The sequence below is a fragment of the Thioalbus denitrificans genome, assembly GCF_003337735.1.
Lineage (GTDB): Bacteria > Pseudomonadota > Gammaproteobacteria > DSM-26407 > DSM-26407 > Thioalbus > Thioalbus denitrificans.
Genome location: NZ_QPJY01000001.1, coordinates 815,729 through 837,198, shown reverse-complemented (window position 1 = coordinate 837,198; position 21,470 = coordinate 815,729). Strand labels below are relative to the sequence as shown.

Genomic DNA, 21,470 nt, shown 5'->3' with positions numbered 1-21,470 from the left:
CCGCCGGCAAAGGACCGCAATGGCGGCAGGAAGTGAATCGCCGCGCGGGAATCAGGCGGTATCGGCGAGTGCGCGCGCGGCTTCGCGCAGCCGCGCCACTGGCACGGCGCCGGTAATCCTGCGTGGCCCGAAAAGGTAGGTGGGGACACCGCTGAGGGCGACCCGGGCAGCCAGTTCACGGTAGTGGCTGAGGTGTTCCGGGTAGCGGGGCTCGCGCCAGGCTGCCTCGACCAGGGACTCAGGCACCCCGACGGACGCGGCGATCCCGCGCAGGACTTCCGGGTCGCCGATATTGCGGCCGGCAACGAAGCAGGCGTGGTAGAGAGCCTCGTGCAGGCGGTAGAAGCGCTCCCGGCCCAGCGACTTGGCCGCCTCGGCCAGCAACAGGGCGCGCCGGGAGTTGGTGGTGAAACCGGGATCGCTGAACGGCAGGCCGTCCTCGTCAGCCATCCGCTTGAGGTTCTCTTGCATCCTGTTCCACTGGGCATCGGGATAGCCCAGGGCGGCCACCGGCTGTCCGGCGACGGGCGTCTCCGGGTGCAACTCGATGAAGCACCAGTTCACCCGCAGGTTCCACTCCTCGCCGAGCCGCATCAGGCGCGCATGTCCCACATAGCAGAAGGGGCAGATGTAGTCGGAGAAGACGGTGACCTTCAGTTCCGGGCGTTCAACCATCGCTCCTCCCGCGTCAGGGGCGGCCCAGGTTGAGTTTAGTGTAGTGCGGGAAAGCGGCGCGGTGGGGGCCCGGTGACGGCTCTGCCCCGGGGAAGGGGTCAGGCCGTCCTGGGCAGGGCTGCCGGGAGGCCGGCGCGGGCCCAGGCGATGAGGCCGCCGCGCAGATTGTAGACGTTGTCGAAACCCTGCTGCTGCAGGAAAGCGCACACCTGCGCCGAGCGCGCGCCACTGCGGCAGATGATGACCAGGTCCTTGTCCCGCTCGAGTTCCCCGGCATGCCAGGGAATGGAGCGCATGGGAATATGCACGGCACCGGGAATGGTGCCGGCGGAGACCTCGACCGGCTCGCGCACATCCACCACGCAGACATGATCGTGATCATTCTCGAGGCGTTGCGCCAGTTCGGGGGCGTCGATCTCCTTGATGTTCAGTCCAAACATGTCCTACTCCGTCACTTGGGCTTTAGGCCAGGATAGTATATTAGATTTATCTAATATGACAACCGGGTACGCCACATGGGATTCACCACGAAGGCACGAAGGACGCGAAGACGACACAAAAGGCAGTTAACCGCAGATTTCGCTGATTAACACAGATTGTTCGTGCCCGGATGATGGTTGCGCGAATAATCCATGAGTGCCAGTTTCCAGCCGACGGCACTTTCGATTGTTAACACCGCAACCAGGATTGTCAGCGTGCAATCCGGTGATGGACGGAAAAATCAACGTAAATCAGCGAAATCTGCGGTCAAGTCTTTTAGTCCTTGTTCTCTTCGTGTCCTTCGTGCCTTCGTGGTGAACACAATCCCGTGTGACCGGAAAGTGCGGCTTGACGCCGGCGCCGCCGGGGCCGAGAATTCACCCCTTCCTACCAGGTGTTCCGAGGACGCTCGTCCGAGGAATGAAACGGGAAGCTGGTACCCCGCCCCGGCGGTCAATCCAGCGCTGCCCCCGCAACGGTGTTTGAGTGGAGGGCGGGCATCATGCCACTGTGCCGCGGCACGGGAAGGCGCCCGCCCGGGCGGACTCCAGGAGTCCGCCACTCATCAGCCCGGAGACCGGCCTGGAGGTGAACCTGGCTGGTGCCGCGGGGGGCGGACCGTCGCGGGACCGCAGCATCCATCCCGTCGCTCCTCCGCCGCACCGCAACGACCAAGTTGCGCGGGTGCGCGCACTGACTGGAGCGAATCATGCCTCTTCCCCTCAGCCGGCCCCTCGCCGGAGCCCTGCTGCTGGCGAGCCTGCCGGCGATCGCCAACGAATCCCAACCACTGGACGCCGTGGTCGTCACCGCCACCCGCACCGCCCAGACCGCCGACGACACCCTCGCCGCGGTAACCGTCATCACCCGCGAGGAGATCGAACGGCGCCAGCCACGGGATCTACCGCAGCTGCTCTCCGGCCTGCCGGGAGTCGACTTCACGGTGGCTGGCGGCGCCGGCAAGACCGCCAGCCTCTACCTGCGCGGCACCGAGTCCGGCCATGTACTGCTGCTGGTGGACGGGGTACGCATGGGTTCTGCCACCCTCGGACAGGTGGCCTGGCAGTTCATCCCGGTGGACCAGATCGAGCGCATCGAGGTGGTGCGCGGTCCGCGCTCCCATCTCTACGGCTCCGACGCCATCGGCGGAGTGGTCCAGATCTTCACCCGCCGCGGGAGCGAGGGCTTCCGGGCCGAGGCCCGGGCCGGGGCCGGCAGTCACGACACCCGCAACCTCAGCGCCGGGATCTCGGGAGGAGCGGACGGGACCCGCTGGAGCCTTGCCGCCGCCCACGAACGGACCGAGGGTTTCGATGCCCTGAAAGGCGCGGAGCCGGACCGCGACGGCTATCGCAACACTTCCCTCTCCGCCCGCATCAGCCACCGGTTCAGTGGCGGGGCCGAGGTGGAGGCCCACCTTCTGCGCGCCGGGGGAAAGAACGACTACGACGGCAGCTGGACCAACGAGAACGACTTCGTTGAGCAGAGCCTCGGGGGGAAATTCGCCTTCAGCCCGCTGGACCGCTGGCGGGTGTCGCTCAGCGCCGGCCAGAGCCGCGACGAATCGAAGGAGTATCTCGATGGCGCCTTCCGCGACCGTTACGAGACCCGTCGCACCCAGCTCGGCTGGCAGAACGACCTGACACTGTCCGAGCGTGCGCTGCTCACCCTGGGGCTCGACTTCCTGCGCGATGCCGTGGAGGGCAGCACCGACTACGCCGAGGACCGCCGCGACGACCGCGCCGGCTTCGTGGAGTACCAGTACCTGGGCGAGGGTTACGATTTCGTGCTGGGCCTGCGCCACGACCGCTACGACGGCTTCGGCGGCCACACCACCGGCAGCCTCGATGCCGGTCTCGACCTGCCCTGGGGGCTGCGCGCCACCGCCGGCTACGGCACCGCCTTCCGCGCTCCCACCTTCAACGATCTCTACTACCCCTATTCCGGCAACCCCGACCTGGATCCGGAGGAGTCGGCCACCTGGGAACTGGGCCTGTCACACGGCAGCGGCGCCGTCGCCTGGAGCCTGCGCGCCTACCGCACGGAGGTGGACAACCTCATCGACTGGGCCTGCGCGGTGAACTGTGACGACACGGACTGGCTCAACGACATCTGGCAGCCGTCCAACCTGCGCCGCGCCCGCATCGACGGCCTGGAAGCCACCGCCCGCACCCGCCTCGGAGACTGGAATGCCGCGGCCGCGTTGACCCTCCTCGACGCGGAGGATTCCGACACCGGCAACGAACTGCCGCGCCGCGCCCCGCGCACCCTGCGCCTGGATCTGGACCGCGACCTGGCCCGCTGGCGCCTGGGGGGAAGCTTCATCGCCCAGTCCGGCCGCTGGGACGATCGGGCCAACACCCGGCGCATCGCCGGCTATGGGCGCGTGGACCTGCATGCGGACTACGCCCTGGCCCGGCACTGGCGGCTCAGCGGCCAGGTGAAGAACCTGTTCGACCAGAGCTACGAGAGCGCGGCCAACTACAACACGGCGGGGCGCGAGTTGTTCCTCTCCGTGGCCTACCGGACCGAGTGATGGCCTTCGCCATGGGATCCGCCCACTTCGACGCAGCGCCTCGCCCCGGCGTGGCGCTGGCGGTGGGCGTGTCCCTGGCGCTCCATGCCGCCGTCCTCGCCCTGCTGCCCGCCGGGCCGGCACCGCTTCCCGGAAGCAGCGCCACCCCCGTGCTCAGGGTGGAGCTCACCCGTCCGGCGCCGCGACCAGCCACGACGCCGGTAGTGGCGAAACCGGAACCGGCCCCACGGATATCCACTCCGGAACCACCCCGACCCGCTCCCTCCTCCCGTGTGGAGACGCCGCCACGGATGCCGGAACCAAGGACCGCCCGGATACCGGAAACGCGCCCCGAAACCGGAGCCGCCCGCAGCACCACGGCTCCCGCCCGCCCCCGGTCAGCGGCATCGACGCGCACCGCCGGACAGCAGGCGCCTCCCCCGCCGGCCGGGACCCGGGCGGCAGAGGCCACGCCCGGCGCCCCAACGGCACCGGCGCCGATCCTTCCCACCGCCGCCGGCCCGGCCGGCCCCGGACCGGCGCCCGGTCTCGCCGCCGAGGTGCGCCGGATCATCCGCCTGCGCCTGGCCGGCGAATTCCGCTACCCGGTGCTGGCGCGCCGCCGCGGCTGGGAGGGAGAGGTGGTGCTGGCATTCCGGGTGGACGCCGACGGGCGCATCGGGAATGTGAAGGTGGCGAACAGCTCCGGCTTCGGCCTGCTCGACAGCGCCGCCCGCGACGCCCTGCTGCGGGTGGCGGCGGTGGCGCTGGCGGATGGCCGGCGTCCCGGCACGCCCCTGGATCTCACCCTCCCGGTCATCTACCGCCTCTCGGAGGGGTGAGACACACCGCCGCGAGGGGATTCACCGCCAAGGCGCCAGGAACGCCAAGTCGCAGGATGGGCGAAGGAGCGTAGCGACGCGCCCATCACCCGTTCCGCATGGGAGATGGGCACGCTGCGCCTTGCCCATCCTACGGCTGAGAGTTCATTGCATCACTCGCCACGGCGGGCACGCACCCGGTCGAGGTCCGCGCACAGCTGTTCGGCACCCTCCAGGATGCGCGGCGTGGGGCGCTGGATGAGATCGGGATGGATGAGGAACAGCGCCTCTTCGCGCACCGCGCCGAGCCCCGGCCAGCGCCGCCAGCCATCGAGCCACTCCGGGCGCTCCGCGGCCATCCCGCTGGCCACGATGGCCTCCGGATCGCGCACCAGCACCGACTCCACGTCCACCGCTGGCGCCAGCGCCGCCTGGTCGGCGAAGATGTTGCGGCCGCCGCACAGTGCGATGACCGAGGTGATGAGGTGATCGCCACCCACGGTCATCAGCGGGCTGTCCCAGATCTGGTAGAACACCCGCACCGGCGAGCGGCCGGCATAGCGGCGGCGGAGCGCCTCCACGCCGTCACGGAACGCCGCGGCCGCGGTGCCGGCCTCGCCGGGGGTGCCGGCGAGGATGCCGATCCGCTCCAGCGTGGCGGGAATGTCCTCAAGCCGGCGCAGCTCGGTCACGTAGACGGGGATCCCGAGGGCGCGCAGCCGCTCCACTTCCGCGCCGGGATTGCCGCTCTCCCAGGCCACCACGAGGTCCGGCGCCAGGCCGAGAATCGCCTCCAGGTCGAGGCGCTCGTAGCCGCCCACCTGCGGAAGGGCGCGGGCCGCGGCGGGGTAGTCGCTGTGGCTCACCACGCCCACCACCCGCCCTCCGGCGCCGGCGGCGAGCAGGAGTTCGGTGGCATGGGGGGCAAGGCTGACGATGCGCCGCGCCGGCTCCGGCAATGCCACCCGCGCACCGCTGTCGTCGACCACCGCCACCGCCGCGGCGGCGGCCGACTGCAACCACAGGATCAGCAGCAGCGCCAGCAGGCGCCAGAGTTCAGACATCGATGAAAACTCCTACCTTGATGGTCCAGGGCACCAGTTCCGACGCCGGCAAGAGCCTGCTGGTGACGGCGCTGTGCCGGGTGCTGGCCCGCCGCGGCGTGCGGGTCTGTCCGTTCAAACCCCAGAACATGGCGCTCAACAGCGCGGTGACCGCCGACGGCGGCGAAATCGGCCGGGCCCAGGCGGTGCAGGCCCAGGCCGCGGGCCTGGCGCCGCTGACGGACATGAACCCGGTGCTGCTGAAACCCAACACCGAGCGCGGCTGCCAGGTGATCATCCACGGCCGGGCGGTTCATGCCAACCTCGAGGCCGCCGCCTACCACGACTACAAGCGCCTTGCCCGCAGCGCGGTGCTGGAATCCCACGCCCGTCTCGGCGCCGGGTTCGAGGCGCTGGTGGCAGAGGGCGCGGGCAGCCCGGCGGAGGTCAACCTGCGCCGGGGCGACATCGCCAACATGGGCTTCGCCGAGGCGGTGGACTGCCCGGTGGTGCTGGTGGCGGACATCGACCGCGGCGGCGTCTTCGCCCAGATCGTCGGCACCCTGCAGCTGCTCTCGGCGAGCGAACGGGCGCGCATCGCCGGTTTCGTCATCAACCGCTTCCGCGGCGATCCCGCCCTGCTGGAACCGGGCCTCCGGTGGCTGGAGGCGGAGACCGGAAAACCGGTGTTCGGCGTCCTGCCCTACCTGCAGGGGCTGCACCTGGAGGCGGAGGACAGCCTGGCCCGTCCGGCCGCCACGGATGCGGCGGCGGACGCCCTGCGGGTGGCGGTGCCGGCGCTGCCGCGCATCAGCAACCACACCGATCTCGATCCCCTGCGGCTGCACCCCCGGGTCCGGCTCGAATGGGTGGGACCGGGCCGGACGCCGCCGCCGGCGGACCTGGTCGTCCTCCCCGGCTCCAAGAGCGTGCAGGCCGATCTCCGCTGGCTCCGGGCCCAGGGCTGGGAGCGCGCCCTGCAGCGCCACCTGCGCTACGGCGGCCGGCTCATCGGCATCTGCGGCGGCTTCCAGATGCTGGGCGCCGTCCTGCACGACCCCCAGGGGCTGGAGGGCGAGCCCGGCAGCCAGCCGGGACTAGGCCTGCTGGCCCTGCAGACCACCCTGGCGGCGGAAAAGCGCCTGGCCCGGGTGCGCGGCCGGCTCGCCCTGCCGGGCGCCCCGCCGGTGAGCGGCTACGAGATCCACCAGGGCGTGACCCGCGGGGAGGCGCTGGGGCGACCGGCCGTCCATCTCGACGGCGGCGGCACGGACGGCGCCCTCTCCTCCGACGGGCAGATCCTCGGCACCTATCTCCACGGCCTGTTCGAGGAACCCGCCGCCGGCGCCGCCCTGCTCCGCTGGGCCGGCCTCGATGCGCCGCAAGAGACCGACTACCGCGCCCTGCGCGAAGCCGCCATCGAGCGCCTCGCCGACACCGCCGAGGCCCACCTCGATCTCGACCGCCTGTTCGCCCTCACCGGGATGCCGTACAGAAGAACTGATTAGACAGGATAAAAGACGAAAAGAAGTTTTGTCCGCAGATTACGCAGATTACGCAGATTTTTATTCAGGTGCTCTGTTTGCGGCTCCCAAGCCAGCCTTTCGGGGCCTGCATGAAAGGAGAAGCCGCAAGATCCATAAAGGACTCCACGCAATACTCGCTCAATCTGCGTAATCTGCGTAATCTGCGTAATCTGCGTAATCCGCGGATAATAAAATATTCTTCCATTCATCAGGTTACATCACCCAGGGCCGCTTCGAGGCGTTGCCAGCCGGGTTCGTCGCCGGGCAGGCCGAAGCGCAGGCCGTGGTGGTCGGGGAAGTGGCGCACGAGGATGGCGCGGCGGGCGAGCGCCTCGGCGATGGCCGCGGCCTCGGGATGGCGCAGCCACTGGAACAGGGGCGTGCCGCCCTCCGGCGCCAGGCCGTGGCGCGCGAGCAGGGCCGCCAGCCGCGCACCGGCGGCGGACAGGCGGGCCCGCATCCGCTCCTGCCAGGCGGCATCGGCGAGCGCGTGGCGCCCGGCCCAGCGGGCCGGGCCGCTCACCGCCCAGGGCCCCAGGCTCTCGGCGAGCCGGGCCAGCAGTTCCGCTTCGGCGTGGACGAAGCCGAGCCGCGCCCCGGCCAGGCCGAAGAACTTGCCCGGCGAGCGCAGCACCACCAGCCCCGGCCGGGGTCCCATCGGGATCAGGCTCTCCCCGGGCTGGAGATCCATGAACGCCTCGTCCACCACCAGCCAGCCGCCGTGGTGCGCCAGGCGTCCGGCCCACGCCAGCAGCGCCTCGCGCCCGGCCAGGAACCCGTCCGGGTTGTTGGGGCGGCAGAGGACCGCCACTTCGACGTGCGCGCACGCCGCCTCGATCCCGCCGACGGCCACCGGCTCCACCCGGTGGCCCGCCCCGGCCCAGGCCCGGGCATGTTCGGCATAGCCCGGTGCCAGCACCGCCACCCGCCCGGGTTGGCGCAGCCGCGGCAACAGCTGGATGGCCGCCTGGGTGCCGGGCACCGCCAGCAACGGGCCGCCGCCGTAGCAGGACGCCGCCACCGCCTCGAGGTCATCCTCCTCCGGCAGCCGGCCCCACGCCTCCGCCGGTGGCGGCGGCACCGGGTAGCCCCACGGGTTGATGCCGGTGGAGAGATCGAGCCACTCCCGCGCCGGAATCCCGTGGCGGCGTGCCGCGGCCCGTACCCGGCCGCCGTGCTCAAGCACCGGCCGCTCCCCCGGCCAACGCCACAGCGAGGATCACGGCCAGCCACAGCCATATCCCGTGCCGCACCAGCGCCAGGGCCCGGCCGATGTCCGCCGCCCGCGGCGGCTCCCCAGCCCCGAGCCGCGGCCGCACGCGGCGCTCGCCGTGGTAACTGGCCGCACCGCCGAGGCGCACCCGCAGCGCACCGGCCCCGGCGGCCATCACCGGCCCGGCGTTGGGGCTCTCCCAGGCCGGCGCCTGCCAGCGCCAGCAGGCCAGCGCGGTGCGGGCATGCCCGAGCACGGTGTAGGTCAGGGCCGTGGCGCGGGCCGGCAGCCAGCCGAGGCCGTCGTCCAGCCGCGCCGCGGCCCAGCCGAAGCGGCGGTAGCGCCCGGTGCGGTAGCCCCACATGGCGTCCAGGGTGTTGACGAGCCGGTGCAGCACCACCCCCGGGGCGCCGGCCAGCAGGTACCAGAACAGGGGGGCGAAGACCGCGTCGGCGCCGTTCTCCAGCACCGACTCCGTGGCCGCCGCGGCCACCTCCCCTTCCTCCAGACCCTCTGTCTCCCGGCTCACCAGCCAGGCCACCCGGGCGCGGGCGGCGGGCAGGTCGCCGGCGGCCAGCGGCGTGGCGACGGCCCGGGCATGCTCGGCCAGGCTGCGGGCGCCGATGGCGAGGTAGAGCAGCAGCGCCTCGACCAGCGGTGCCGCCGCACCCCGCGCGGCGAGCCCCGCCAGCAGGGTGAAGGGCGCCACCAGCAGGAAAACCGCCGCCAGTCCTGCAGTCCGGGCGCGGGGCGAATCGCGGCAGTCGGCGGGATTGAACCGCCGCTCGATGGCCGCCGCCAGGCGCCCGAACCCCACCAGCGGGTGCCCGCGCCGCGGCTCGCCCAGGAACCGGTCCAGCAGCACGGCGGCGGCACAGACCCCCGCCGCCGCCAGCGGCGCCGGGATCACAGCGCCATCGCGGCGGCCAGCAGGACCGCCGCCTCGCCGATTTCGCACAGGGCCCCGGCCGTATCACCGGTGGTGCCGCCGAGACGGCTCAGGAGCGCGGCGCGCGCGCCCAGGAACACCGCCGTGGCCGCCACCAGCATCCACAGCCCGGCGAACCCCGCCAATAGCAGCGCGGCGGCCGCCACACCCACGGCCACCCGGGCCGTCTCCCGCGGCAGGTGCCCGGCGAGCTCCGCGCCGAGCCCGCCGGGCCGCACATAGGGCAGCCACAGCAGCACCGCCACCAGCAGCGCCCGGCCCGCCACCGGCGCCAGCACCACCGCGCCCCAGCTCCCGGCACCGAGAAGCGCCTGCAGCGCAGCGAACTTGGCCAGCAGCACCACCCCCAGCGCGGTCGCGCCCATGGGACCGGTGCGGGAATCCTTCATGATGGCCAGGGTGCGCGCCCGGTCGCCCTGACCGCCCACCCAGGCGTCCACCGTATCGGCCAGGCCGTCCAGGTGCAGGGCGCCGGTGAGAAGCACCCAGGCGGCCAGCAGGAGTGCCGCCTGGACACCGGGATCGGTGGCGCCGAGCGTCCCGTGGAGCGCGGCCAGCAGCAGGCCCAGCAACAGCCCCACCAGCGGGTAGAAGGGCACGGCGGCGGCCCGCTCGCCGGGGCTCCCCGGCCAGGGTGCCCGGACCGGCAGCCGGGTCAGGAACTGCAGCGCCAGCAGCAGCCGTCCCATCAGGGGCGCCCGCCGTGGAACACCACCCGCGGCAGGCCGCCGCTGACCCGTACCCGGCTGAGCCCGGCATAGGGCACCTCGAGCCGGAACAGGTGGGAGAGCGGCGCACCCAGCACCCCGCCCAGCAGAACCCGGATCACGCCGCCGTGGGTCACCAGCAGCAGGTGCCGCTCCCCATGCCGCTCCAGCAGCTCGGACCAGGCCGCCTGTACCCGCTCACCAAAGGCCTCGATGGGTTCGCCGCCGGGCGCCGGGTGACCGACGGGATCGGTCCAGAAGCCCATCACCCCGTCCGGATCCTCGTCATAGAGCTCGCCGGGTATGCGTCCCTCCCAGTCACCGAACCCCACCTCGCGCAGCCGGGGCTCGATCTCCACCGGCAGCCCGTGCCGCTCCCCCAGGGCCGCGGCGAAGGCCGCGCAGCGCGATAGGGGCGAGGTGACGATGACGTCCCAGGAATTCGCTTCTCCCACCGTGCCCCACATCTGCTCCCAGCCCCGGGCGCTCAGGGGATCGTCCCGCCAGCCGCGCAGGCGGGTCCCGCCCTCGGGCTCGCCGTGGCGGATGAGATCCAGGGTGGTTTCCGCATCCTGCCGATCCATGGTCACCCCCCCGCGATCCCGGCCTCGGCAAAGGTGGCCATGCCGCTGTGCAGGGCGCAGGCGAGGCGCAGCAGCGGCACGGCCACCGCCGCTCCCGTGCCCTCGCCCAGCCGCATGCCCAGGTCAAGCAGCGGCCGCCCGCCCAGGGCCTCCAGCACGCGCCGGTGGCCGGGCTCGGCGGAGACATGGCCGAACAGCAGCCAGGGCGTCGTCTCCGGGCGCAGCCGCTGCACCACCAGGGCCGCCACGCCGGCGATGAAGCCGTCCACCAGCACCGGGATGCCGCGCTGGGCGCAGGCGAGGAAGGCGCCGGCCAGGGCGGCCAGCTCGAATCCGCCGAAGCAGCGCAGCGCCTCCAGGGGGGCGGCGGCGAGATCCCCGTGGCGCGCCAGCGCCTCCCTCAGCACAGTCACTTTCCGACCCACCCCCGCCGTGTCCAGCCCCGTGCCGGGGCCGGCCAGGACGGAAGGATCCTCCGCCAGCAGCGCGCAGGCCACCGCCGCGGCGGCGGAGGTGTTGGCAATGCCCATCTCGCCCCCGATGAACAGCTGGCAGTCCGCCACCGCGGCGCGCTCCACCGCGGCCCGGCCGGCCTCCAGGGCGGCGCCGAGCTGGGCCGGGGTCATGGCGTCCTGGTGCTGGAAGTTGGCGGTGCCGGGACCGACCCGGGCGCTCACCAGCCCGGGGAGTTCCCCCGGCGGCTCCAGGGTGCCCACGTCCACCACCTCCAGCTCCGCCCCCAGCGCCCGCGCCAGCACGCTGATGGCCGCGCCCCCGGCGGCGAAATTGCGCACCATCTGCACCGTCACCGCCTGGGGAAAGGCGGACACGCCCGAGGCGGCGACGCCGTGATCGGCGGCGAAGACCACCATCCGCACCCGCTCCGCCGCCGGGCGCTCGCGCCCCTGCAGCGCCGCCAGGCGCACCGCGACCGCTTCCAGCTCGCCGAGGGAGCCCGGAGGCTTGGTCAGCCGGGCCTGCCGGGCCTGCGCGGCGGCGGCTGCGGCTTCATCGACGGGGTGTACGGGGGCTTCCAGCCAGGTCGGTGTCAACGGATTCTCCTTGCGGGCTATCAGTTACCAGTTATCAGTTGCCCGTTGCCAGAACGCGGGATGCGCCGTGCGCACAACGGGATTGCGGCTGACGGAACAGGAAGTCGGGCCGGGTCCGCGCCCCCCCGGTGCCCGCCACGGGCGTCACGCCAGGGGCGGTCCCTTCAGCACCAGCGGCAGGCCGGCGGCGGTGAAGACGACCCGTTCGCAGCGTGCCGCCAGGGCCTGGTGCAGCCACCCCGCCTCGTCGCGGAACCGGCGTGCCAGACCGTTCACGGGAACGATGCCCAGGCCCACCTCGTTGCTCACCAGGATCAGCCGTCCCGGGAGATCGGGCAGGACCTCCAGCAGGGCCCCGCGCTCAGCGGCCAGCCGCGCCTCGTCCTCCAGGGCCAGCAGGTTGGTCAGCCACAGGGTCAGGCAGTCCACCAGCAGGCAGCGCCCACCGGCGGCGTGCCGGGCCAGCGCGGCGGCAAGGGCCACCGGTTCCTCCACCAGGGTCCAGTGACCGGGCCGGCGGGCCCGGTGGCGGGCGATCCGCTCGGCCATCTCCCCGTCCGCGGGCGCGGCGGTGGCGAGATAGGTCACCTCCATTCCGCTCTCCAGGGCCAGCCGCTCGGCCAGCGTGCTCTTGCCCGAGCGGGCCCCACCCAGGATCAGTTCCTTCACGCTGCTGCTCCACCGCTTGCGAGGTCGCCCATGATCGCATCCCCCGCCGCCCGGCGCACCCCCTCCGTACCAGTGAGGGCGAACATTTCAGCGCCAAAAGACCTGTTCACCACGAAGGCACGAAGGACACGGAGAAAAACGAAAGGATTGGGATTAACCGCAGATTGACGTTGATTTACGTTTATTTGGGAACAACAAGATGGGCATGGCAGGTGCCGGGACGGCGGGGTGTGGACAGCGTTGGCAGCAGGCCACACCATGTGGCAGGCACAGTGTCATACCAGTTGCCGTCCTGTTCCTCCAAGAGTGAAGCAGTACACTGGTTCTCGTTCAACACCTGAGAAATCAACGCCAATCAACGTCAATCTGCGGTTTATCTGTTTTTCTCCGTGTCCTCCGTGCCTTCGTGGTGAAAAAAACAGGCTGGGCTTGCCCCCGGCGCAGCGCTGGGCGATAGTCCCTCTCCGCGGCACATCAACCCGGAGGAGCGTGTCCCATGGGCTACCGGCTATCCAAGATCTACACCCGCACCGGCGACAAGGGCACCACCGGCCTCGGCGACGGCAGCCGGGTACGCAAGGATGACCCGCGCGTGGAAGCGTACGGCACGGTGGACGAGCTCAACAGCGTCATCGGCGTGCTGCTCGCGGGCGAAGTGCCCGAGGCGGTCCGCGACTGCCTGACCGACATCCAGCACGATCTGTTCGATCTGGGGGGAGAGCTGAGCGTGCCCGGGTTCGTGGCCATCGACGCGCGCTACGTCGGCTGGCTGGAGCAGGTGCTGGATCGCTTCAATGCCGAACTGCCGCCGCTCGCGGAGTTCATCCTGCCCGGCGGCACCGCGGCCGCCGCCACCTGCCACCTGGCCCGCACCGTCTGCCGCCGCGCCGAGCGCCTGGTGGCGGGGCTGGCGCCGGAGGCCGGCATCAACCCGGAGGCGATCGCCTATCTCAACCGCCTCTCGGACCTGCTGTTCGTGCTGTCCCGGGCGCTCAACGCCGCGGCGGGCGTACCCGACGTCCTGTGGAAGAAGAACCGGCGCCGGGACGCCGGGCAAAGCAGCGACGGCTGAGACTCACTCCTCGCGGACCACCACCACCCGCTCCTCGAGAATCCGCCACTCGCCGGTGGCCGTCGGACCCACGACCATCTGGATGGGCTGATAGCGATCCTGGCGGGCCGAGTGGCGCATGCCGCGCACCTCCACCCGGCCATCCTCCAGCCCGGTGAAGCTCATCTGGCTGTAGCTGATGGTGTCCGGTTCGACCTTCGCGCGGGGCAGCATCTGCCGCACCAGGTCCTTGTACCAGCGTCCCTCCAGCTGATTCACCTTGCGCGTCCCGTCGGGCAGCAGCTGGACCCGGGTCACCATGGCATCATCGGCGTAGAGCTCCAGGATGGCCGGATCATAGGCCTGTTCCAGCGCCGTATAGCGCTCGAACAGCTGCTCGGCCTGGTCCACGGATGTGGAGGCCACGGCATTCCCGCCGATGAGAAGAGACGTGAACAAGGACACCAGAAGGCTGATTCGCTGCATCGGAATGACTCTCCTGCGGATGGACACCAATGGCGTAGTTTGCCCCGCCGGCCGCACAAACACCTTGATCCGGCTCAAAACGGTGCCGGGTGCCGGTGGTCAGTCGCCAGTTGCCGGTTACCAGTTGCCACACGCACGCATTCACTCCGCCGCCAGCACGGCGATCAGCTTCGGGTCCTTGAGCAGTTCTTCCAGCACGGTGGTCAGGGTAGTGTTGATGAGGCGCAGGCTCTCGGGCGAACCGGGGTTGAACAGTCCCTCCTTGTGCTGCCGCATCCGGTAGCGGACCCGGTAGGTCTCCCCGCCGTTGCGGGCGATGCCGCGCAGCTCGGCCCACACCGTCATCTCCCCGGAGACGTAGCCGCGGGCGGCCTGGTACTCCAGGTGCAGGATCTCCACGGTGAGCCCCCGGGGCAGTTCCTCTCCGGCGCCATGCATGGGGATGAAGCCGAGCGCCGCGATCCCCTCGCCCACCTGGTCGCGGATCGAGCTGGTGAGATCGTTCTCGAGATCGATCCGGACCCGCTTGCCGTAGACGCTCTCGTAGCTGCCGAGCGGGGTCTCGCCGCGCCGATCCACCACGGTCACCGCCACCGGCTGCTCCCGCCCGATCTCCGCGCTCGAAAGCTCCGGCTGCGGCTCCACGTTCATCCGCTCGGGCACCGTTCCGCACCCCGCCAGACCCAGCGCCATCAACGCAACCGCCAGCACTCTCCTCACGGGCATCTCCTTCAGGGAATGAAATTCTGGAATAGACAGGATTAACAGGATTTACAGGATTTACAGGATGTTTGAAGACGTTTCGGCCATCGATTGCGCTCATACCGTGAGACATCGGATGGCCACGTCTTGCCCGACACGGCCCGGCTCCGGATTCAATCTGCGTAATCTGCGTAATCTGCGGATAAACGGCGTTTGGTCTCTATCCCGTCAATCCTGTAAATCCTGTCTATCAACAATCACTTCTTCTTCGGCAGGTAGAGGTCGGTGAGGGTGCCCTCGAAGGCCTCGGCGGCCATCATGACGCTCTCGGACAGGGTCGGGTGGGGATGGATGGTCAGCCCGATGTCGGCGGCATCGGCCCCCATCTCGATGGCCAGCGCCCCCTCACTGATGAGCTCGCCGGCATTGGGGCCCACCACGCCCATGCCGATGACCCGGTGGGTCTCCTCGTCGAAGATGAGCTTGGTCAGGCCCTCGTCGCGCCCCAGGCTCAGGGAGCGGCCGCTGGCGGCCCAGGGGAAGGCGCCCTTGCCCACCTTGCGCCCCTCGGCCTTCGCCTCGGTCTCGGTGACGCCCACCCAGGCCACTTCCGGGTCGGTGTAGGCCACCGAGGGGATCACCTGGGCATCGAAACGGCTCTTCAGGCCGGCGCATACCTCGGCGGCAATCTTGCCCTCGTGGCTCGCCTTGTGGGCCAGCATGGGATTGCCGACGATGTCGCCGATGGCATGGATGTGCGCCACGTTGGTGCGCATCTGCGCGTCCACGGGGATGAAGCCGCGCTCGTCCACCGCCACGCCGGCGGCCTCGGCGCCGATGTCACGGCCGTTGGGGGTGCGCCCCACCGCCACCAGGATACGATCGAAGCGCTGCGGCTCCGCCGGCGCCTGGGCGCCCTCGAAGGTCACGTGCAGGCCGTCCTCGCGCGCCTCCACGGCGGTCACCTTCGTCTGCAGCCAGATGTTCTCGTAGCGCTTCTTCACCCGCCGGGTGAGCGGGGTCACCAGGTCCTTGTCGCAGCCCGGAATGAGGCTGTCCTGCAGCTCCACCACCGAGACCGCCGCGCCCAGGGCGTGATAGACGGTCGCCATCTCCAGGCCGATGATGCCGCCGCCGATGACCAGCATGCGCCCCGGCACATCCGCCAGGGCCAGCGCCCCGGTGGAGTCGATGATGCGCGGATCCTCGGGCAGGAACGGCAGCCGGACCGGGCGCGAACCGGCGGCGATGATGGCCTTGTCGAACAGGATCCGGCGGGCTCCCTCCGCGGTCTCCACCAGCAGCTGGTTGGGGGCGGCGAAGCGGGCCCGCCCCTGCACCACCGTCACCTTGCGCTGCTTCGCCAGGCCGCCGAGACCCTTGGTGAGGCGGTCCACCACGCTCTCCTTCCAGCCGCGCAGGGCGTCCAGGTCCACCTCGGGCGCGCCGAAGCGGATGCCGTGCTCCGCCATCTCGGCGGCCTCGTCGATGACCTTCGCCGCGTGCAGCAGCGCCTTGGAGGGAATGCAGCCCACGTTGAGGCACACCCCGCCCAGGCGGGCGTGGCGCTCCACCAGCACGGTCTTCAGGCCCAGGTCCGCGGCCCGGAACGCGGCCGTGTAGCCGCCGGGGCCGGCACCCAGCACCACCACCTCGGCATGGAGGTCCCCCTCGGCGGTGGTTGCCGCCTGCGGCGAGGGAGCGGCGGCCGGGGCCTTTTCGGGGGCCGCCGCGGGCGCTTGGGCAACCGCCGCGCCACTGGCCGCAGTCTCCAGCAGCAGGACGAGGCTGCCCGTGGAGACCTTGTCGCCCACCGCCACATGCAGCTCCCGCACCACGCCGGCCTGCGGCGACGGGACATCCATGGTGGCCTTGTCACTCTCCAGGGTGATGAGCGAGGTCTCGGCCTCGACCGCGTCCCCCGGCGCCACCAGCACCTCGATCACATCCACGTTCTCGAAATTGCCGATGTCGGGAACGCGGATTTCGACTGTCTTGCTCATTCGGCTTTGTTCCTGTCATTGGGTTGGCGTGAATGCCGTGGAAACTCAAATCGCTGTGATGCGTTATGGGTGATGGGTGATGGGCTCTCAAGAACCCGCCGAATGGGCATTCCTCAAGCCGTTCAGCAGGCGACTAATCCGATCCAGCCTCAAGGTCAGCTCGCGAAACCTTACTTCGTCAAGGTACCCAAGCCTCCTGGCAATCTCGAACTGGGTGTCAAGCTCGGCGATGCTTCCCCTGGCAAAGACATAAAACCTCAACGAATCGCGCTTTGATCCCCTGGCAGATCCTTCTGCGATATTGCTCGGAATGGATACTGCCGCACGCTGCATCTGTGAGGCCAATCCATGACGCTCAACTGCCGGAAAGGCGCGTGTCGCAGCATAGGTTGCCACCACCAGCTCCATGGATTGCTTCCACACCAGAAGTCGTTTGTGTCCATATGCGTTGCTCGTCTCATCCATGAGAGCACCCCATCACTCATCACTCATCACTCATCACTCATCACTCATCACCCATCACTCATCACCCATCACTCATCACCCATCACCCATCACCCATCACCCATCACTCATCACTCATCACCCATCACTCATCACCCATCACCCATCACCCATCACCCATCACCCATCACCCATCACCCATCACCCATCACGCACTCACGCATTCACCCATCACAGCAACAACGTCCTGATGTCCCCCAGCAAGCGGCGCAGGTAGGTGGTGAAGCGGGCGGCGGCGGCGCCGTCGATGACCCGGTGGTCATAGGAGAGCGACAGGGGGAGCATCAGCCGCGGCACGAATCCGCCCTGGCCGTCGTAGATCGGCTTCATCTCGGCGCGGGAGACGCCGAGGATGGCCACTTCGGGGGCGTTGACGATGGGGGTGAACTGGGTTCCCCCGATGCCGCCGAGGCTCGAGATGGTGAAGCAGCCGCCCTGCATGTCCGCCGGGCCGAGCTTGCCCTCGCGCGCCTTGGCACTCACGTCGCCGAGCTCGCGGGCCAGCGCCATGAGCCCCTTCCGGTCCACGTCCCGGATCACCGGCACCACCAGGCCGTTGGGGGTGTCCACCGCCACGCCGATATGGAAGTACTTTTTCAGGATCAGGTTCTCGCCGTCGGGCGCGAGCGAACTGTTCACGTCCGGGTAGGCCTTCAGCGCCGCCACGCAGGCCTTCATCAGGAACACCAGCGGGGTCAGGCGCACACCCTCCCTGGCCGCGATCTCGCCCTGAGCCTTGCGGAAGGCCTCCATGTCGGTGATGTCGGCCTCGTCGTGCTGGGTCACGTGGGGAACGGTGATCCAGTTGCGCTGCAGGTTCGCACCGGAGATCTTCCTGATGCGCGAAAGAGGCTGGGTCTCGATTTCGCCGAAGCGGCTGAAATCCACCTCCGGCATCTCCGGCAGGCTGAACCCGGAGCCGCCGGCGGGGGTGGCCTTGGGCCGGGAAAGCTCGTACTTGACGAAACCCTGGACGTCCTCCTTGAGGATGCGCCCCTTGGGCCCGGTTCCGGTCACCTTGGCGAGATCCGCCCCCAGCTCACGGGCGAAGCGACGCACCGAGGGGCTGGCGTGAACCTGCCCCGTGGCCACCTCGCTCATGGCGGGATAGGCGGGCACGGGCGGCGGCTGCCAGGGCGATGCCGGCGTCTCCGCCATGGATTCCGCTGCCGCCTGGGCAGGCGGAGGCGCGGCACGGGTCTCCGGGGCGGGCACGGCCTTCGGCTCAGGAGCCGGGACAGCCGCCTGCGCCGACTCCACGGCGGGTACCTGTGCTCCTGCCGTCTCGGCCTCGATGACGAACGCGACATCCCCCTCGGAGACCTTGTCGCCCACCTTGACCTTCACCTCCTTCACCACGCCGGCGAAGGGCGCCGGGATGTCCATGGAGGCCTTGTCGCTCTCCAGGGTGAGGAGCGGATCGTCGACATCCACCCGGTCGCCGGGGGCCACCACCACTTCAATCACATCCACATCGGCGAAGTCGCCGATGTCGGGAATCAAGACGTCTTTCTGGGTTCCCAAGGGTATTCCTCCACTGCGTGGGGCCGGCCGCCGCCGGCCCCGCTGCCGATTGCCTGTGACCGGAAGCCGGGGCCGTCAGACGGTGACCGGATTGGGCTTCTCCGGGTCGATGCCGTAGCGCTCCATGGCCTCTTTCACCTTCGCCGGGGGAATCGTTCCCTCGCCCGCGAGGGCGTGCAGTGCCGCCACCACCACGTAGTGGCGATCCACCTCGAAGAAACGGCGCAGATGGGCACGGGTATCGGAACGGCCGAAGCCGTCGGTGCCGAGCACGACATAGCGGCCCGGGACCCAGGCGCGGATCTGGTCGGCGTAGGCCTTGATGTAGTCGGTGGCGGCCACCACCGGGCCGGGACGCTCGCCGAGCGCCTGCGTCACGTGGCAGGTGCGCGGGGCTTCGCCGGGGTGCAGCAGGTTCCAGCGGTCCACGTCCAGCCCTTCACGGCGCAGTTCGTTGAAGCTGGTGACACTCCACACGTCGGCGCTCACCCCGAAGTCCGCGGCCAGCAGCTCGGCGGCCGCCTCCACCTCGCGCAGGATGGTGCCGGCACCCAGCAGCTGCACCCGCGGCGGTGCCTTCTTGCGTCCCTTCGGCGCAGGCGCCTCGTGGAGCCGGTACATGCCCTTGAGGATGCCCTCCTCCACGCCCTGCGGCATGGCCGGCTGGGCGTAGTTCTCGTTCATGGTGGTGATGTAGTAGAAGACGTTCTCCTGCTCGCGGAACATGCGCCGCAGTCCGTCCTGGATGATCACCGCCAGTTCGTAGGCGTAGCAGGGATCGTAGGCCACGCAGTTGGGAATGGTGGCCGCCTGCAGGAAGCTGTGGCCGTCCTGGTGCTGCAGGCCCTCGCCCGCCAGGGTGGTGCGCCCGGCGGTGCCGCCGATGAGGAAGCCGCGCGCCTGCATGTCACCCGCCGCCCAGGCCAGGTCGCCGACGCGCTGGAACCCGAACATGGAGTAGAAGATGTAGAAGGGGACCATGTTGATCCCGTAGCTGCTGTAGGCGGTGGCGGCGGCCATCCACGAGGCCATGGCGCCGTCCTCGGTGATGCCCTCCTCGAGGATCTGTCCGGCCTTGTCCTCCCGGTACCACATCAGCTGGTCCTTGTCCTCCGGCTCGTAGAGCTGGCCGGAGTGGGAGTAAATGCCGAGCTGGCGGAACAGCCCCTCCATGCCGAAGGTGCGCGCCTCGTCGGGCACGATGGGCACCAGGTTCTTGCCGATGCCCTTGTCCCGGGACAGCTGGGTGAGGATGCGCACGAAGGCCATGGTGGTGGAGATCTCCCGCTCGCCGGAGCCGTCGAGCTGGCTCTGGAACGCCTTCAGCGGGGGAGTCTCGAGGGACGGGGCCTGGTTGAGGCGCACCGGCAGGGAGCCGCCGAGCCGCTCCCGGCGATCCCGCAGGTAGCGGATCTCGGGGCTGTCCTCGCCCGGGTAGTAGTAGGGCACCTGCTCCAGCTGGTCGTCGGGTACGGGGATGTTGAAGCGATCGCGGAACTGCTTCAGCGCCGCGAAATCCATCTTCTTCTGGGAGTGGGTGACGTTGGCCGCCTCGCCCGCCGCGCCCATGCCGTAGCCCTTGACCGTCTTGGCGAGGATCACCGTGGGCTGGCCGTTGTGCTTCACCGCCGCGGCGTAGGCGGCATAGACCTTGTGCGGATCGTGGCCACCGCGGTTCAGGCGCCAGATGTCCTGGTCGGACATGTTGGCCACCATCTCCTTGAGCTCGGGGTACTTGCCGAAGAAATTCTCGCGGGTGTAGGCGCCGCCGCGGTTCTTGTACTTCTGGTAGTCGCCGTCGAGCGCCTCTTCCATCCGCCGGAGCAGCATGCCCTGGGTGTCGCGGGCGATGAGCGGATCCCAGTAGCGGCCCCAGATCACCTTGATGACATTCCAGCCGGCGCCGCGGAAGCCCGCCTCCAGCTCCTGGATGATCTTGCCGTTGCCGCGCACCGGGCCGTCGAGCCGCTGCAGGTTGCAGTTGATCACGAACACCAGGTTGTCGAGCTTCTCGCGGGCGGCCAGCGAGATGGCCCCCAGGGACTCCGGCTCATCCATCTCGCCGTCGCCCATGAAGGCCCATACCTTGCGCTGGCTGGTGTCCGCCAGGCCGCGATTGTGCAGGTATTTCATGAACCGGGCCTGGTAGATGGCCTGCAGCGGACCGAGCCCCATGGACACGGTGGGGAACTGCCAGAAATCCCGCATCAGCCAGGGGTGGGGATAGGAGGAAAGACCGCCCGGCTCCACCTCCTGGCGGAAACGATCCAGCTGCGCCTCGCTGATGCGCCCCTCGAGGAAGGCGCGGGCGTAGACCCCGGGCGATGCATGGCCCTGGATGTAGACCAGGTCGGCGCCCTGCTCCGCCTCCGGCCCGTGGAAGAAGTAGTTGTAGCCCACATCGTAGAGGGTGGCCGCCGAGGCGTGGGTGGCGATGTGCCCCCCGAGCTCGGAGCTTTCGCGATTGGCGCGCACCACCATGGCCATGGCGTTCCAGCGGATGATGGCGCGGATGCGCCGCTCCATCTCCGGATCCCCCGGAATGTGCTCTTCCAGGGCGGCCGGAATGGTGTTCAGGTAGGCGGTATTGGCCGTATAGGGCAGATAGGCCCCGGAGCGGCGCGCCTTGTCCACCAGGCGCTCAAGAAGGTAGTGGGCGCGCTCGGGCCCCTCGCGCTCAAGGACGGCCTCCATCGCCTCAACCCATTCCGAGGTTTCGACGGGGTCGATATCGTTCGCTACTACGGACATACGCACTCATCCTCAATCAGAACCGCACCAGAACGCCCCGCTTCCTCCGGCCGTGCCGGGGACGGGGTCTGAATCGGTGCGCATGGGCCCGGAACCGGCTGGTTGGACCGGCAAACCAAAACAACAAGTGTTCTTATGTACGAATAAGAAATCTTAATGACTTGATTCCCATTGTATCGAACCGTCCGCCGGAACTCATTTTGCGGCGCAATAGA

The 21,470-nt window shown here is 69.7% G+C and carries 19 protein-coding genes and 1 riboswitch; of the genes, 4 read left to right on the top strand and 15 right to left on the bottom strand.

Going from position 1 to position 21,470, the window contains the following annotated elements; genetic code table 11:
* Window positions 1–51: 51 nt before the first annotated feature.
* Together DFQ59_RS03960 and DFQ59_RS03955 are read right to left on the bottom strand one after the other, a co-directional pair.
* Window positions 52–675, bottom strand: coding sequence for a DsbA family oxidoreductase (locus DFQ59_RS03960; RefSeq protein ID WP_114278330.1), 624 nt, complete (start codon window positions 673–675; stop codon window positions 52–54).
* A gap of 98 nt (window positions 676–773) precedes the next feature.
* The gene (locus DFQ59_RS03955) at window positions 774–1,115 is read right to left on the bottom strand and encodes a rhodanese-like domain-containing protein (protein WP_114278329.1); all 342 of its coding nucleotides are present in this window, start codon (window positions 1,113–1,115) and stop codon (window positions 774–776) included.
* A gap of 415 nt (window positions 1,116–1,530) precedes the next feature.
* Window positions 1,531–1,755: riboswitch (cobalamin riboswitch) on the top strand.
* Window positions 1,756–1,864: 109 nt separating this feature from the next.
* On the opposite strand from DFQ59_RS03955, the gene btuB reads away from it, so the two are divergent.
* Window positions 1,865–3,691, top strand: a complete 1,827-nt coding sequence (btuB, locus tag DFQ59_RS03950) for a TonB-dependent vitamin B12 receptor (protein WP_114278328.1) — start codon at window positions 1,865–1,867, stop codon at window positions 3,689–3,691.
* Window positions 3,691–4,512: an energy transducer TonB gene (locus DFQ59_RS19745; protein ID WP_170142023.1), complete on the top strand. Its 822-nt coding sequence runs from the start codon at window positions 3,691–3,693 to the stop codon at window positions 4,510–4,512. The genes btuB and DFQ59_RS19745 overlap by 1 nt, the downstream gene beginning before the upstream one ends.
* Before the next feature lie 152 nt (window positions 4,513–4,664).
* Here the strand turns inward: DFQ59_RS19745 and DFQ59_RS03940 are convergent, their stop codons facing one another.
* Complete coding sequence (locus tag DFQ59_RS03940) at window positions 4,665–5,555, bottom strand: cobalamin-binding protein (protein ID WP_114278326.1); 891 nt, start codon at window positions 5,553–5,555, stop codon at window positions 4,665–4,667.
* A 2-nt stretch (window positions 5,556–5,557) separates the two neighbouring features.
* On the opposite strand from DFQ59_RS03940, the gene DFQ59_RS03935 reads away from it, so the two are divergent.
* Window positions 5,558–7,042 (top strand): cobyric acid synthase, encoded by a 1,485-nt coding sequence (locus DFQ59_RS03935; protein WP_114278325.1) that lies wholly within the window; start codon window positions 5,558–5,560, stop codon window positions 7,040–7,042.
* 226 nt (window positions 7,043–7,268) lie between these two features.
* Here the strand turns inward: DFQ59_RS03935 and cobD are convergent, their stop codons facing one another.
* The 6 genes from cobD to cobU form a co-directional block, all read right to left on the bottom strand.
* Window positions 7,269–8,246, bottom strand: a complete 978-nt coding sequence (gene cobD / locus DFQ59_RS03930; RefSeq protein ID WP_114278324.1) for a threonine-phosphate decarboxylase CobD — start codon at window positions 8,244–8,246, stop codon at window positions 7,269–7,271.
* A complete protein-coding gene (cbiB, locus tag DFQ59_RS03925; protein WP_211314787.1) occupies window positions 8,239–9,168 on the bottom strand; it encodes an adenosylcobinamide-phosphate synthase CbiB in 930 nt (309 codons plus the stop codon). Before cbiB ends, cobD begins: the two co-directional genes overlap by 8 nt.
* 11 nt (window positions 9,169–9,179) lie before the next feature.
* The gene (locus DFQ59_RS03920; protein WP_114278323.1) at window positions 9,180–9,911 is read right to left on the bottom strand and encodes an adenosylcobinamide-GDP ribazoletransferase; all 732 of its coding nucleotides are present in this window, start codon (window positions 9,909–9,911) and stop codon (window positions 9,180–9,182) included.
* Entirely contained in the window at window positions 9,911–10,513 is a 603-nt protein-coding gene (locus DFQ59_RS03915; RefSeq protein ID WP_114278322.1) for a histidine phosphatase family protein, read from the bottom strand. The genes DFQ59_RS03920 and DFQ59_RS03915 overlap by 1 nt, the downstream gene beginning before the upstream one ends.
* 2 nt (window positions 10,514–10,515) lie before the next feature.
* Entirely contained in the window at window positions 10,516–11,565 is a 1,050-nt protein-coding gene (cobT, locus tag DFQ59_RS03910; protein WP_114278321.1) for a nicotinate-nucleotide--dimethylbenzimidazole phosphoribosyltransferase, read from the bottom strand.
* Between the two features lie 144 nt (window positions 11,566–11,709).
* On the bottom strand, window positions 11,710–12,234 hold the full coding sequence (gene cobU, locus DFQ59_RS03905) for a bifunctional adenosylcobinamide kinase/adenosylcobinamide-phosphate guanylyltransferase (RefSeq protein ID WP_114278320.1): 525 nt from the start codon (window positions 12,232–12,234) through the stop codon (window positions 11,710–11,712).
* 496 nt (window positions 12,235–12,730) lie between these two features.
* Between cobU and DFQ59_RS03900 the strand changes: the two genes are divergently transcribed.
* Window positions 12,731–13,306: a cob(I)yrinic acid a,c-diamide adenosyltransferase gene (locus tag DFQ59_RS03900; RefSeq protein ID WP_114278319.1), complete on the top strand. Its 576-nt coding sequence runs from the start codon at window positions 12,731–12,733 to the stop codon at window positions 13,304–13,306.
* A gap of 3 nt (window positions 13,307–13,309) precedes the next feature.
* Here DFQ59_RS03900 and DFQ59_RS03895 read toward each other — a convergent pair whose 3' ends face one another.
* The 6 genes from DFQ59_RS03895 to aceE all read right to left on the bottom strand — a co-directional run bounded on the left by DFQ59_RS03895 (window position 13,310) and on the right by aceE (window position 21,255).
* Entirely contained in the window at window positions 13,310–13,711 is a 402-nt protein-coding gene (locus DFQ59_RS03895) for a hypothetical protein (RefSeq protein ID WP_147275161.1), read from the bottom strand.
* 201 nt (window positions 13,712–13,912) lie between these two features.
* Entirely contained in the window at window positions 13,913–14,491 is a 579-nt protein-coding gene (locus DFQ59_RS03890) for a YajG family lipoprotein (protein ID WP_170142022.1), read from the bottom strand.
* Between the two features lie 239 nt (window positions 14,492–14,730).
* Window positions 14,731–16,476, bottom strand: coding sequence for a dihydrolipoyl dehydrogenase (gene lpdA / locus DFQ59_RS03885; RefSeq protein WP_114278316.1), 1,746 nt, complete (start codon window positions 16,474–16,476; stop codon window positions 14,731–14,733).
* Window positions 16,477–16,563: 87 nt separating this feature from the next.
* Complete coding sequence (locus tag DFQ59_RS03880; protein WP_114278315.1) at window positions 16,564–16,941, bottom strand: four helix bundle protein; 378 nt, start codon at window positions 16,939–16,941, stop codon at window positions 16,564–16,566.
* A gap of 210 nt (window positions 16,942–17,151) precedes the next feature.
* Window positions 17,152–18,504, bottom strand: a complete 1,353-nt coding sequence (gene aceF, locus DFQ59_RS03875) for a dihydrolipoyllysine-residue acetyltransferase (RefSeq protein WP_245937171.1) — start codon at window positions 18,502–18,504, stop codon at window positions 17,152–17,154.
* A 75-nt stretch (window positions 18,505–18,579) separates the two neighbouring features.
* Window positions 18,580–21,255 carry a pyruvate dehydrogenase (acetyl-transferring), homodimeric type gene (aceE, locus tag DFQ59_RS03870; protein WP_114278313.1) on the bottom strand — a complete coding sequence of 892 codons (2,676 nt, stop codon included), beginning with the start codon at window positions 21,253–21,255 and terminating at the stop codon, window positions 18,580–18,582.
* Window positions 21,256–21,470 lie beyond the last annotated feature (215 nt).